The following is a 12,081-nucleotide window of genomic DNA, read 5'->3' as shown; positions in this document are numbered from 1 at the left end:
CGCCCTGTCAGTCCTCGGCAAGCCAGCCATCCGGACCTTGCGAGCCGGCGGAATACTCCTCCATCGGCACCCGCCCCGACCTCCACGCCTTCAGCACCGGATCCATGATGCGCCAGCATGATTCAGCCGTGTCACCGCGCACCGTCAGCAGCGGGTTGCCATCCAAGATCTCGCGAATCACCTCGCCGTAGGGCTGCATCCGCCCATCGGCAAGCTCAGCACGCAGCACCTTCTGCTCGAGGTCGAGCGGGTCGCCCTCGGCATTCATCGTCAGAGCCAGCGACACGGCGCCCGGCGTCAGGTTGATGATCATCTTGTCTGCAGCCGCGACACCATTGAACCCCGCCGGCACGTGCGGCACCTCACGGAAGTAGGCCACGATCTGCTTGCGCGGCTCGGCCATCGCCTTGCCGCTGCGCAGCGTGAACGGCACGCCCTGCCAGCGGTTGTTGCGGATCTCGACGGTGACCTGCGCAAGCGTCTCGGTCATTCGGTCCGGGTCGACGTCCTTCTCCTTGACGTAGGCCGGCACCCGCCGATCTCCCGTCCGCCCGGCCGTGTAGCGGGCCCGGCGGGTGGAACGCCTGGGCGAGTTACCCCATACGCGGGTGGCCCGCAGCACCTGGGCCTTCAGGTCGTGCAGCTCGTTGGGCTCGACCGTCGCGAGTGGCTCCATCGCAAAGACCGCCATCGCCTGCAGCAGGTGACTTTGCAGCATGTCCTGCAACGCACCCGCCCTGTCGTAGTAACCGGCGCGGCCCTCGAGCGCCAGGTCCTCGTCGTAGACGATCTCGACCCGCTCGATGTGCTCCGCGCTCCAGATCGGTTGCATGATCCGGTTCGCAAAGCGCAAGCCGATGAGGTTGAGCACCGTCGAGCGTCCGAGGAAGTGGTCGACCCGGAAGATCTGGCTCTCGGGGACGACCTTGTGCAGCTGCTCGTTGAAGGCGTGCGCGGACGCCTCGTCCGTGCCGAACGGCTTCTCCAGCGCCAGTCGGGTCGGGTCGGGCAGGTCCAGGTCGGCCAGCAGGGCGCACACCTTGATCGACACCGCCGGCGGCAACGCGAAGTAGATCACCAGCGGACCCTTGACCCCGTCCAGCAGCGCTTTCAGCGCATTCGAGTCGAGCAGGTCGGTGCGCACGTAGTGCGACGACTTCGCCACCGCGCTGGTGATTTTCGGCGGTGTCTTCACCGTGCCGAAGGACTCCCGCAGGCGGGCGCGCCACTGGCCGTCGGTCATCTCCACCCGATCGGCCCCGATCACGTGGACCTGGCGGTCCGGCTCCACCTGGAGCAGGCTTGCGAGGCCCGGCAGCAACAGCCGGTGCGTGAGGTCTCCCCCGGCACCGAGGATCAGTAGCGTCACTGGTGCATCTGCGGTCATGGCCACGAGCATGTCACGGTGGCCGCGCGGAGAACGGCAGGCCGGTCCGTCGATGGGCCGCACCGATCACGATGCCCACATCCTGGGACGGGGCTCACGGGCACCCACACGCCATACTTAATCTTTAGTTATGTATTCCATCACTTCTCGTAGGAATCGGTCGAGCGGGCCGCCCGCGCTCCCCGGGGACTTCGCATGACCCAGGTCGCCACCCCAGCCGATCCGCACTGGCAGACCCAGCTGTTCGCCTCGGATGTATGCCGCAGCTCGGCCGTCCGCGACCGGCTCAGCCCGCGCGCCGCCTACCAGGACCTGCTGTATGGACGTGCGGTGCTGATCGACCTTCGCCCGGATGCCGAGCGGGCCGCACAGGGCGAGGTGCACCCGGATCTCGGGGGGATGATCACTGCACTCGCCGTGCCGCAGGACGACGCGCCGGTGATTCTGCTGTGCCAGGAGGGCGACGCCTCACTGGTCGCCGTCCAGTCGATGCGCAGGTCCGGGCGAACGCGGGTCACCGACGTCGAAGGCGGGTTCCACGCCTGGCGCGACCTCGGCCTACCGACCCACTAGACCCGAGCTGGTGGCGTCAGTCCTCGACGTGCGCGGTTGTGACGAGGTCTTGTCCGACGAAGATCTTCGCATCGACGATCAGCCGACTGAGCAGCGAGTTGGCGATAAAGCACTCCTGGTGCGCCAGCTCGAGCAGGTGCTGCAGCCGATCGGTGCGGCTGCCCTCCGCGAGCACGATCGTCGGCTGCAGGTGGATCGCGGTCACCGACATCACCGGGCCGCCCTCGGGCATGACACCGCTGGCCTCGTCGGTGTAGGAGGTCACATCGAGGCGTGCCCGCGCGGCGACCGCGAGGAACGAGAGCAACTGGCAGCTGCTGGCCGCCATCACCAGCAGCTCCTCGGGGTTGACCAGCGCGGCATCACCACGAAAGTGCGGGTCGGCCGACATCGTCACCTGCGGCTTGCCGGCGGCCGAGATGTGGTGTTCGCGCGGGAAGCTGTCGTAGCCGCCTCCGGTCGACCCGGACCAGGTCAGGCGCGCGGCATACCGGTGGTCAGCGCTGCTGGTCATGGTGCCCGTCCTTGTCGATAGGGGTGCCAGTGTGCTTCCCGGCCCTCACACCCTAGGACGCGAGGATGTGCGGCGCATCAACCTCGGCGATCGTCTGGCGCACCTGCCGCGACACCTCGTCGGGATCGTCCAGCATCGGCACGTGACCGCAGGCCCGCAAGGAGGCGTGCCGGACCATCGGCAGTCCTCGCCGCGCCCGGTCCGCATGCCGCGGAGACAGGATGCGGTCGGTGTCTCCCCAGGCGATGGTGGTCGGCACCACCGGCCGACCGATGTAGCGCAACGGCAGCCCGTGCCACACACACGGCCAGAACCCTGGTGACCGCCGCAGGTTGAGCGAGTCGGACAGCGCCGCCTGCTCAGTCACCCGTTCCGGGTGCACGTAGAGCGCGCGCATGGTGATCTTGCGCAGCGACTCCTTGCGGGCAAACAGCTCCAGCACCGGCATCGGGGCGTAGGTGGCCAGCTTCATCGGGATCAGGTTCGTGGCGATCAGAGCGAGGTCGAACCGGGACCAGAAGCCCGCCGGGGACAACGCCGTCACCGATCGAGCGCTGCCCCGCGCCGCCATCTGGAGGCAGAAGTAGCCACCGAGCGAGTTACCTACGACGTGCGGGCGGTCCAGCCCCAAGTCGGCGAAGAGCTCCTCGAGCTGCTCGACATAGCTGTCCATCGTCCAGGTATGCGGCGCGGTCGGCGCCGGCGACCGGCCGAACCCCGGCAGGTCCACTGCAATGACGTCGAAGTCCTGCGCCAGCTGGTCGAAGACCTCACCCCAGGCCGAGCGCTGGTGCCCGATCCCGTGCACCAGCACGACGCTCGGCCCGGATCCCTTGCGCGAGTATTCAATGGTGCTCATGCATCCACTCTTTCGTCGGTGCGAACTCTGCCAGCTCCTGTCGCACCATAAACGACAAGCGCTCCCTCGAGTGGAGTAGGTAACCGTCGAGCGGAGTAGCTGTAAGTACTCCACTCGGCGGATAAGTGCTCCCCTCGGCGGGGAGGGGGCGCGGGGTCAGCCGACGCGCAGGTCGGCGCGGGCCACGCGGGCGCCCGCGTCGTCATACGTGATGTCGGCGGTCACCCGCTCACCGCGCAGCACGTGCGGCAGCCAGATCCGTGCGTCGTCCCACATCTGCGCCCACGGAAGGTCGGCCACCGGGCGCCATTCCGGATCGAGCTCGGGCGAGGCCACCACGGAGCCGGTCCACTGCGTCACGACGAAGAGGTCCACCGCCATGTCCCACGCGGGGTTGGCCGGGAATCGGAACGCCACCCGCCCCGCCGTGCGCAGGTCGCGGGGCGCGACGGTCAGCCCGGACTCCTCATACGTCTCCCGCACTGCCGCCGCCGCCGATGTCTCGCCCGCTTCGACGTGGCCACCGAGCCCCACGACCTTGCCGGTGCCGAACCCCTGCCGCTTGCGACCGAGCAGCACCCGCGGGCCGCCGGCCCCATCCGGGTCGATGAGGTAGGCCAGGCACAGGGCGGTCGCGTCGGTCACCGGCCCAGCATGGCGCATTCCACCCCTTGAGACCGCCCGCAGCACCGCTGCGGCAAACCCGACATGCTTTGACAGGTGACGATCGGAATCCTGACCAGCGGGGGAGACTGCCCCGGCCTCAATGCCGTGATCCGTGGCGCTGTGATCAAGGGCGACCGCATCCATCACGAGACCTTCCTCGGCATCCGCGACGGGTGGCGCGGCCTCATCGAGGACGACATCCGGCCGCTGGAGCGGACCGAGGTCCGCGGCATCTCCAAGCAGGGCGGCACGATCCTCGGCACCTCGCGCACCAACCCGTTCGAGTCCGGTGGCTCGCAGCGCATCGCCGAAGTCATGCAGAAGCACGAGATGGACGCGGTCATCGCGATCGGCGGCGAGGGCACCCTGACCGCGGCGCGGCGGCTGTCCGACGACGGCATCAACGTCGTCGGGGTGCCGAAGACGATCGACAACGACCTGTCCGCCACGGACTACACGTTCGGGTTCGACACCGCGGTCTCGATCGCCACCGAGTCCATCGACCGGCTCCGCACGACCGCCGAGTCGCACCATCGCTGCATGGTGGTGGAGGTCATGGGCCGGCATGTGGGCTGGATCGCGCTGCACTCCGGGATCGCCGCCGGCGCCCATGCCGTCCTGATCCCGGAGGTGCCGGTGACGCTGCAGCAGATCTGTCGCTGGGTGGAGGCCGCACGCGATCGTGGTCGCGCGCCGACGGTGGTGGTCGCGGAAGGCTTCATCCCGGAGGGGCAGGAGCGGGAGGTCGCGCCGCGGGGACTGGACGTATTCGGTCGGCCCCGGCTCGGCGGGATCGGTGAGCAGCTCGCACCACTGATCGAGGAGGTCACCGGGATCGAGACCCGGTCGGCCACGCTCGGGCACCTTCAGCGCGGCGGGGTGCCCACGTCATACGACCGGGTGCTGGCGACCCGTTTCGGCACCGCGTCGGTGGATGCGGCCGTCGCGCGGCAGTGGGGCACGATGGTGTCGCTGGTGGGCACCGACATCAAGAACGTCGACCTGCACGACGCCACGACCGTGCTCAAGTCCGTCCCACGCGACCGCTGGGACGAGGCCGCCATCCTTTTCGGGTGACTCGGCGCCTCAGGAGGGCAGGGCCGCGAGGATCTCGCCGGTCACGGCTGCCTCCTTGCGCTCCATTCGGACGTCCTCGGAACGCGGTCCGATGTAGGTCTGACCGAGGCGTCCGTCTCGGGCCAGCGCCGCAATCAGGGCATGCTTGACGGTCTGCCGGTCCACGTCGTTGTCGAGCCGGAAGGCGAGCACGGTCAGCGACTCCTCATTGATGTCGGGGTAGCCCTGGCCCACCCGACCCACGTCGGGGTCCTCATGATTCAGGTGCAGCCAGGTGCGCAGCACCGGTGGCATCCCGGTCGACCCGACGTAGACGATCGGCGAACCCGGCTGCGACCTGGACCGCCACACGTAGACCCACGACTCGCTCATGTCGATCGTGCCGTCGCGCACCTCGATCGTGAGCGTCTCCATGCGTTCACTCCTTGTCGTATGCCGAATGTCTCCCCCATCATTCCGCACCTGGCCGGTCCCCGGGGCCGCTATCTGCGATGGTGGACCCGTGAGCCACATCCTGCTGCTGCACTCCGCCCTCGGGCTGCGCCCATCGGTCCTGCGATTCGCCGAGGAACTGCGTTCTGCAGGACACGACGTCACGACGCCGGACTACTACGACGGCCGGGTCTTCGACTCCGAACGTGAGGGAATCGCCTACCGCGACGAGGTCGGCGCCGGCACCCTCTTCAAGAAGCGGCTGCTGCCCCAGCTCGCGGCGCTGCCCGACGACACGGTGCTCGCCGGGTTCTCGCTCGGAGCGGCCTTCGCCCAGAACCTCTCCCTGAAGCGGCCCGCAGCCCGGGCGGTGCTGCTGATGCACTCAGTCGCAGCCCCCCGAGGCGACTGGTCCGGTCAGCCGGTGCAGGTCCACCGGTATGCCCAGGACCCGTGGATCGACCTTGCCGACGTGACGGCGCTGAGTAGCGCGGTGGTGGCCTCCGGCGCCGCGTTCGAGGACTGGGTCACTCCCGGCCGCGGTCACCTCTTCACCGACACGGACGGCCCGGACGGGGACGAGCAGGCCACGGCGGCGACACTGGAACGCATCGGGGACTTCGTGCGCTGACCGGGGCGCGGGAGCGTGAAACCACGTTGAAACCGTCGTGCCACAGACTTGCATCTGCAAGGTGAGTAGATGCGTGCACGGGGTGTGCACCGCGATCGGGAATAGCAACGCATCGCGGCGTGTTGCCGTTCACGTTCTCGCAAAGAAGTCGCTGGAGATCACCCAACGTCGACAGGTATTCTGGTAAAGGCGCCAGTGTGCGCCGATATCTTCCAGGAGCACTGCCGGACACGCATGGCCTCCTGCCTCGCCTGATCATTTCGAGAGGATCGCATGTCCGCGGAGCAAACCCGAGAATATCCCGACAAGATCGATGGCGCGGTTCTCAAAGTCGCCGGGGTGGTCGTCCTGGGCGCGATCATGTCGATCCTCGACATCACGGTCGTCAACGTTGCGCTGCCGACCTTCCAGAACGTCTTTGGCTCTGGCGGCAACCCGGTGTCGTACGCCACCGTCGCCTGGACCGTCACCGCCTACACCCTGTCTCTGGCGACAGTCATCCCGCTGACCGGCTGGGCCGCCGACCGGTTCGGCACCAAGCGGCTCTACATGACGGCTCTGCTGCTGTTCGTCTGCGGGTCCGTCCTGTGCGCGACCGCCGGGTCGATCCAGGTGCTGATCGTCTTCCGGGTGCTGCAGGGCCTCGGCGGCGGCATGTTGATGCCCCTGGGCATGACGATCATGACGCACGCGGCAGGCCCCGACCGGATCGGCCGCCTCATGGCGATCCTCGGGGTGCCGATGCTGCTGGGCCCGATCGCCGGCCCCATCCTCGGCGGCTACCTCATCGAGCACGCCAGTTGGCACTGGATCTTCCTGATCAACGCCCCCATCGGCGTCATCGCGATCATCTACGCATTCTTCGCCCTGGAAAAGGACAATCCGACGCCGTCCGAGTCCTTCGACTTCCTGGGCATGCTGATGATGTCGCCGGGTCTTGCGCTGTTCCTGTATGGCCTCTCGTCGATCCCCGGCGAGGGCACCATGACGGCGCCGAAGGTCTGGATCACCATGCTGATCGGCCTGGTCCTGATCGTGACCTTCATCTTCCACACCTTCCGACCCGAGCATCCGCTGCTGGATCTGCGGCTGTTCAAGAACAGGATGCTGACCGTATCGACCGTCACGATGTTCTTGTTCGTCTGCGCCTTCTTCGGCGGACTGCTGCTGATGCCGACCTACTTCCAGCAGGTGCGTGGTGAGTCGACACTGCAGTCCGGTCTACTGATCGCCCCGCAGGGGATCGGCGCCATGCTCACCATGCCGATCGCCGGCGCGCTCGCCGACAAGATCCCGATCGGTCGCATCATCCCCGCAGGACTGGTGCTGATCATCGGCGGGATGTTTGCGCTGACCCAGCTCTCGTCGACGACGTCCTACACCTATCTGATCGCCGTGCTGTTCATCATGGGCCTCGGCATGGGCGCGACCATGATGCCGATCATGACCGCGGCACTGAAGACGCTGAAGCACCGCGAGGTCGCACGAGGGTCGACACTGATCAACATCATCCAGCAGGTGGGGTCGTCGGTCGGTGTCGCCGTCATGTCGACAGTGCTGACCAGCCATCTGAAGAGCTCGCCGCTCGCCGCCGCCGGCCAGGCACTGGCCAACGACCCGACGGCCGCGAAGACCAATCCGCAGATCGCCGCGCTGATCCAGCATCTGGGTGGCGTACCGCAGTTCCTCGACGCGGCCGCCCAGGAAGCCGGCAAGGCCTTCGCCGACACCTACTGGGTGGCCGCGATCCTGGTCGCGCTCACGGTCATCCCGGCGCTCCTGCTCCCGATGAAAGCCGAGCCCAAGGCCAAGAACGAGGAGAAGCAGTCGCCCGTGATCATGCACTGACACGGCATACGGCACGGACGAGCTGCAGTGGATTCGTGAGCTATAGCCGACGAATCCACTGCACGCGCTGCCTCCGCGCTCGCGCGCTCAGGACCGAGCGTCCATACCCTCGGGCTCGCGCTGGTCATCGCTCACCGGGCGCTTCTGCGTGAAGCCCCAGTAGGTGTTGTTGCTGACCAGCAGCAGCGCCAGCAGGCCGACCACCAGCCACCAGGCGATCACTGCCAGGTGGAACCGGATGTCGGTGCCGCCGAGATAGACCACGCTGCGCACGGAGTCGACGCCTGCACCGTTGGGCAGCCACGGTCCGATCACCCGCCAGAAGGTGGGCAGCAGCTGATAGCCGAATGCACCGCCGGCACTCGGGTTGCCCAGCACCACGAAGAGCACAATGCTCACGCCTACCCCGATGATGCCGAAGAGGGCCTCCATCCCCATCGTGAAGATCGACGCGCACATCGACAGCAGCATCCCGATGCCCGCCATCGCCCAGAAGTGGCCGGTGAGTGCGCCCAGAAGTGGCCCGACGATCCACGCACCACCGAGGCCGGAGAGGCATGCGTAGGCCAGACAACCGAACAGCCGCCACAGCACCCGCCGGAAGTTGCGCGCCTTCGGACCCTTGCGGATGCCGAGCAGCGACGCCATCAGGTAGCCGCCGACCAGCCAGCCGACCACGAGGTAGAAGCTGGTGAGACCGCGCTCGTCCCCCTTCTGCACGGGCACAACGTCATTCACCGCCAGCGTCCGATGCTTCTTGGTCGCGACCTGGTGGAAGATCGTCTCCATGGCGGCCGTGATCGACGAGCCCTCGGCCGAGTTGACCAGCAGCGTGTCCTTGGTGCCGTCGCGGTTGAAGAGGTAGACCGCCTGCCGTTTTCCGTCCTTCAGGTTCTGCTTGGCGGACGCCTCATCGGTGGAGGCGTAGGCCCACACCGGCTTACCCGGCACCGCATTCAGCTCATTGGAGACGTAGCCCTGCCAGCCGTGGCTGGCGACGACGGTGACCGTCAGCGCATGCGGCTGCGGGTCGTGGAATGCTCCGACGTAGGAGGCGATGAAGCCGAACTGCACCAGTATGGCGCCGATCAGCAGGCCGATCGTGCGCGGGCCGAGCACATCCTTGAGGCGGCTGCGCATCGGCTCGTCTCGGCTGCGCTCGTATCCGTCGGCGGGGCCGTAGATCGTGCCCGCCCGCCGGCGCCGCCGCTCCCGGGGTGCATCGTACGGCTCGTCCGGGCCACCGGTGTCCTCGTGTGCATCGTCGTCCATCGCGCCGTCCCTTCCTCGAGTGCAGGGTCACGGTATCGAGGTTCCGCAGCATCTGATCGCCCGAGAGGTCACCAATTGCACCCGAGAAGTCAGGAATTTCCATCGAGAAGTCATGCATGACCTTCCGAGTGGCGTGGGGAGCTACGCGTCTTCGGCGGCACGAATGAATGCGTTGAGCAGCCGATCGCTGAAGAGCACGAATCGGATCAGTTCGAAGTCCTGCACTCTCGGGCGCACGGCCCCGAGGGCGACGCGCGCGACCTCGGCGGCGTCCCATCCGTACACACCGGCGCTCACTGCCGGGAAGGCGATCGTGCGTGCACCGATCGTCGCGGCGGCGTCAAGGCTGTTGCTGAAGCAGGCGGCCAGCAGTGCGGGGTCGGACTCGCCGCGGTGCCGGTTGGGACCCACGGTGTGGATCACCCACCGCGCGGGCAGGTCGTGGCCACCGGTGGCAACCGCGCGGCCCACCGGTAGGCCGTCGGCCAGACTCGTGCCGCGCAGCCGCCGGCATTCGTCCAACAGTCCCGGCCCGGCTGCGCGGTGGATCGCGCCGTCGACGCCGCCACCGCCGAGCAGCGAAGAGTTCGCCGCGTTGACTATGGCGTCCACGCGTTGGGTGGTGATGTCACCACGGATGCACTCGATACCGCTCACCCCACCAGGGTAGGACGGTGCGTCGGCGCCAGAACTGACTTCTCGGTTGCTAAAGGTGACTTCTCGGTGACGACGCGGGATCAACTCGCGGCTCGCGGTTCTCAACTCACGGTTCGGTGGGATCAACTCGCGGCTCGCGGGAAACATCTCCGCTCTCGGTGGGATCTACTCGCGGCTCGGTGGAGTCTCCTGTCTCGGTGGCGCGGACCAGCTGGACGACCGCCAGCCCCACCACCAGCAGGACGGCCACCAGCACCACGCTGTCGAAGGGGCTGTGCCGCACCTGCTCGTCGTAGATCGCGACGCCGATCACGATGCTGAGCAGCGGATCCACGGTCGACGTCGCCGGCAGGCTCGCCGAGAGGGGACCCGCCTGGAACGCCAGCTGGTTCAGCAGCAACCCGGTCGCACCCGCGGCCACGAAGGCGTAGAGCTGCCAGCTGGTGAAGATGTGCAACAACCCGCTCGAAGCCACATCGGTGACCGCCTTCAGGAGGGCGGCGCTCGCGGCATACACGATGCCGACTGCGATGCCGAGCACTGCGGCCTTTTGATGGTGCACCCGCTGGCGACGGCCCAGCTCGATCAGCACGAGGACCATCACGATGCCGAGGCACCCCACGACGATCGCAGGGACCTTGTCGACGTGCTCCGGGCCTCCGGACGCACTGTGCGGCGCAGACATCAGCAAGAAGACGGCCAACGAGGCGGTGAGAATCAACGCCCATAGGCCCTGGCGGCGGTTCAGGGACTCGGTCCCGAAGAGCCATCGAAAGATCAAGGCGAACACCAAGCCGCTCACCAGCAGTGGTTGCACGAGCGCCAGAGCACCCAGGTGCAACGCAAAGATCTGCAGCACCAGCCCGACGACGTCGCAAACCACCGCACCCAGCCACAGCCGATGCGTCACGGTGGCCCGAATGAACCTGCCGATGTGCGAGGGTCGCATGCTCTGCGCATCCGGCGCCTCCGCGGCGCTCGCATGCTTCAATGCGCTGGATGCGCCGAATGCGACGGCACCACCCAGCGTGAGCCCGACAACTACCCCTACGCTCACCCTGCATCCTCGTGCTCGCCTGTTGTCGTGCCGATCATTGGCAGCCTACCGGCGCGCGCCCCGGCGCTGTCTCAGGGAGGCGCATGCCGGCCCGGACGGGATACGGTCGTGTCGTGAGCCGCACCATCTGCATTCTCTTCCTCGGTGGCACCATCAGCGCAAGCACCGTTCACGAGGGCCGGACCGTTCGCCTGCTGGGTGACCAGCTCGTCGCGGCAACACCCGGCCTGGCCGCGGTGGACGCCGACCTGGAAGTGCACGATCTGCGCAGCTGCCCGAGCGGATCATTGACCTTCGACCACCTGCTGGAGGTGCTGCATACCGCACGCGCATCGGAGGCCGACGGCATCGTGGTGGTGCAGGGGACCGACACGTTGGAGGAGACCGCCTACTTCGTCGATCTCTTCTGGGGCGACGACCGTCCCGTGGTGTTCACCGGTGCCATGCGGGGTCCCACCCTGGCCGGACCCGATGGCGCGGCCAACCTGCTGGCCGCGGTGCAGACAGCGGCCGACGACCGGTTCCGCGGGCTCGGTGTCCTGCTCGTGCTGAACGATGAGATCCACGCGGCCCGTTTCGTGGCCAAACGGCACAGCACCAGCCCCTCGACCTTCGTGTCGCCGAATGCCGGTCCACTGGGTCGGCTCGCCGAGGGTGAGCCGCGACTGGTGACGACGGTCCCCCGAAACCCGCCGCTCCCGGCCCCCGCACGGGTCTCCGCCCGGGTGCCGCTGGTTGTCACAACCCTCGGCGACGACGGCACGATACTGGAGGCGCTGGACGGCTGCGACGGACTGGTGGTCGCCGGGTTCGGCGCGGGCCACGTGCCTGATCGGCTGGTGGAACGCCTCGGCGAGCTGGCCAAACGTATGCCGGTCGTGCTCGCCTCGCGAACCGGCGCGGGCCCCGTGCTCACGCACACCTACTTCGCGCCGGGCGCGGAAACCGACCTCATCGCACGCGGACTGATCCCCGCCGGATCCCTCGACCCCTACAAAGCGCGGCTGCTGCTGCTGGCGCTGCTGAGCACCGGAGCCGACCACCAGACCATCGCCGCCGCCTACCGCGCCCGCGGCTGATCAACGGTCGGCAATCGAACCCGAGCCGG

At 67.7% G+C, this 12,081-nt stretch carries 13 protein-coding genes; 5 read left to right on the top strand and 8 right to left on the bottom strand.

Annotated elements, in window-relative coordinates:
* Positions 1 to 7: 7 nt before the first annotated feature.
* A complete protein-coding gene (locus FGL98_RS11545) occupies positions 8 to 1,387 on the bottom strand; it encodes a glucose-6-phosphate dehydrogenase (protein WP_146316920.1) in 1,380 nt (459 codons plus the stop codon).
* 195 nt (positions 1,388 to 1,582) lie between these two features.
* Between FGL98_RS11545 and FGL98_RS11540 the strand changes: the two genes are divergently transcribed.
* Positions 1,583 to 1,960, top strand: a complete 378-nt coding sequence (locus FGL98_RS11540) for a rhodanese-like domain-containing protein (protein WP_146316919.1) — start codon at positions 1,583 to 1,585, stop codon at positions 1,958 to 1,960.
* Positions 1,961 to 1,976: 16 nt separating this feature from the next.
* On the opposite strand, the gene FGL98_RS11535 is transcribed toward FGL98_RS11540, so the two are convergent.
* The 3 genes from FGL98_RS11535 to FGL98_RS11525 all read right to left on the bottom strand — a co-directional run bounded on the left by FGL98_RS11535 (position 1,977) and on the right by FGL98_RS11525 (position 3,978).
* On the bottom strand, positions 1,977 to 2,474 hold the full coding sequence (locus FGL98_RS11535; protein WP_146316918.1) for an OsmC family protein: 498 nt from the start codon (positions 2,472 to 2,474) through the stop codon (positions 1,977 to 1,979).
* 52 nt (positions 2,475 to 2,526) lie between these two features.
* Complete coding sequence (locus tag FGL98_RS11530; protein WP_146316917.1) at positions 2,527 to 3,333, bottom strand: alpha/beta fold hydrolase; 807 nt, start codon at positions 3,331 to 3,333, stop codon at positions 2,527 to 2,529.
* Positions 3,334 to 3,489: 156 nt separating this feature from the next.
* Positions 3,490 to 3,978 carry an 8-oxo-dGTP diphosphatase gene (locus FGL98_RS11525; protein WP_246136507.1) on the bottom strand — a complete coding sequence of 163 codons (489 nt, stop codon included), beginning with the start codon at positions 3,976 to 3,978 and terminating at the stop codon, positions 3,490 to 3,492.
* Between the two features lie 75 nt (positions 3,979 to 4,053).
* Between FGL98_RS11525 and FGL98_RS11520 the strand changes: the two genes are divergently transcribed.
* Complete coding sequence (locus FGL98_RS11520; protein WP_146316915.1) at positions 4,054 to 5,076, top strand: 6-phosphofructokinase; 1,023 nt, start codon at positions 4,054 to 4,056, stop codon at positions 5,074 to 5,076.
* Between the two features lie 9 nt (positions 5,077 to 5,085).
* Here FGL98_RS11520 and FGL98_RS11515 read toward each other — a convergent pair whose 3' ends face one another.
* Positions 5,086 to 5,490 (bottom strand): hypothetical protein, encoded by a 405-nt coding sequence (locus FGL98_RS11515; RefSeq protein ID WP_146316914.1) that lies wholly within the window; start codon positions 5,488 to 5,490, stop codon positions 5,086 to 5,088.
* A gap of 88 nt (positions 5,491 to 5,578) precedes the next feature.
* On the opposite strand from FGL98_RS11515, the gene FGL98_RS11510 reads away from it, so the two are divergent.
* Both FGL98_RS11510 and FGL98_RS11505 read left to right on the top strand, forming a co-directional pair.
* On the top strand, positions 5,579 to 6,139 hold the full coding sequence (locus FGL98_RS11510; protein ID WP_146316913.1) for a dienelactone hydrolase family protein: 561 nt from the start codon (positions 5,579 to 5,581) through the stop codon (positions 6,137 to 6,139).
* A gap of 273 nt (positions 6,140 to 6,412) precedes the next feature.
* A complete protein-coding gene (locus tag FGL98_RS11505; protein ID WP_146316912.1) occupies positions 6,413 to 7,987 on the top strand; it encodes a DHA2 family efflux MFS transporter permease subunit in 1,575 nt (524 codons plus the stop codon).
* An 87-nt stretch (positions 7,988 to 8,074) separates the two neighbouring features.
* On the opposite strand, the gene FGL98_RS11500 is transcribed toward FGL98_RS11505, so the two are convergent.
* From FGL98_RS11500 to FGL98_RS11490, 3 genes are all read right to left on the bottom strand, one after another.
* Positions 8,075 to 9,259, bottom strand: coding sequence for a DUF3533 domain-containing protein (locus FGL98_RS11500; RefSeq protein WP_146316911.1), 1,185 nt, complete (start codon positions 9,257 to 9,259; stop codon positions 8,075 to 8,077).
* Positions 9,260 to 9,400: 141 nt separating this feature from the next.
* On the bottom strand, positions 9,401 to 9,916 hold the full coding sequence (locus FGL98_RS11495; RefSeq protein WP_246136506.1) for an O-acetyl-ADP-ribose deacetylase: 516 nt from the start codon (positions 9,914 to 9,916) through the stop codon (positions 9,401 to 9,403).
* 106 nt (positions 9,917 to 10,022) lie between these two features.
* Positions 10,023 to 10,973: a DMT family transporter gene (locus FGL98_RS11490; protein WP_146316909.1), complete on the bottom strand. Its 951-nt coding sequence runs from the start codon at positions 10,971 to 10,973 to the stop codon at positions 10,023 to 10,025.
* Between the two features lie 113 nt (positions 10,974 to 11,086).
* Between FGL98_RS11490 and FGL98_RS11485 the strand changes: the two genes are divergently transcribed.
* Complete coding sequence (locus tag FGL98_RS11485) at positions 11,087 to 12,052, top strand: asparaginase (RefSeq protein WP_222432131.1); 966 nt, start codon at positions 11,087 to 11,089, stop codon at positions 12,050 to 12,052.
* The last annotated feature ends 29 nt before the right edge of the window (positions 12,053 to 12,081 follow it).

Source organism: Leekyejoonella antrihumi (assembly GCF_007845645.1).
Classification (GTDB): Bacteria; Actinomycetota; Actinomycetes; order Actinomycetales; family Dermatophilaceae; genus Leekyejoonella; species Leekyejoonella antrihumi.
The sequence above is the reverse complement of the archived record's forward strand: the minus strand, read 5'-3'. Positions and strand labels throughout refer to the sequence as shown.

Coding starts and splice junctions, on each gene's coding strand:
- FGL98_RS11545 (WP_146316920.1), bottom strand. CDS start 1,387: ATGACCGCAGATGCACCAGTGACGCTACTGATCCTCGGTGCCGGGGGA.
- FGL98_RS11540 (WP_146316919.1), top strand. CDS start 1,583: ATGACCCAGGTCGCCACCCCAGCCGATCCGCACTGGCAGACCCAGCTG.
- FGL98_RS11535 (WP_146316918.1), bottom strand. CDS start 2,474: ATGACCAGCAGCGCTGACCACCGGTATGCCGCGCGCCTGACCTGGTCC.
- FGL98_RS11530 (WP_146316917.1), bottom strand. CDS start 3,333: ATGAGCACCATTGAATACTCGCGCAAGGGATCCGGGCCGAGCGTCGTG.
- FGL98_RS11515 (WP_146316914.1), bottom strand. CDS start 5,490: ATGGAGACGCTCACGATCGAGGTGCGCGACGGCACGATCGACATGAGC.
- FGL98_RS11505 (WP_146316912.1), top strand. CDS start 6,413: ATGTCCGCGGAGCAAACCCGAGAATATCCCGACAAGATCGATGGCGCG.
- FGL98_RS11500 (WP_146316911.1), bottom strand. CDS start 9,259: ATGGACGACGATGCACACGAGGACACCGGTGGCCCGGACGAGCCGTAC.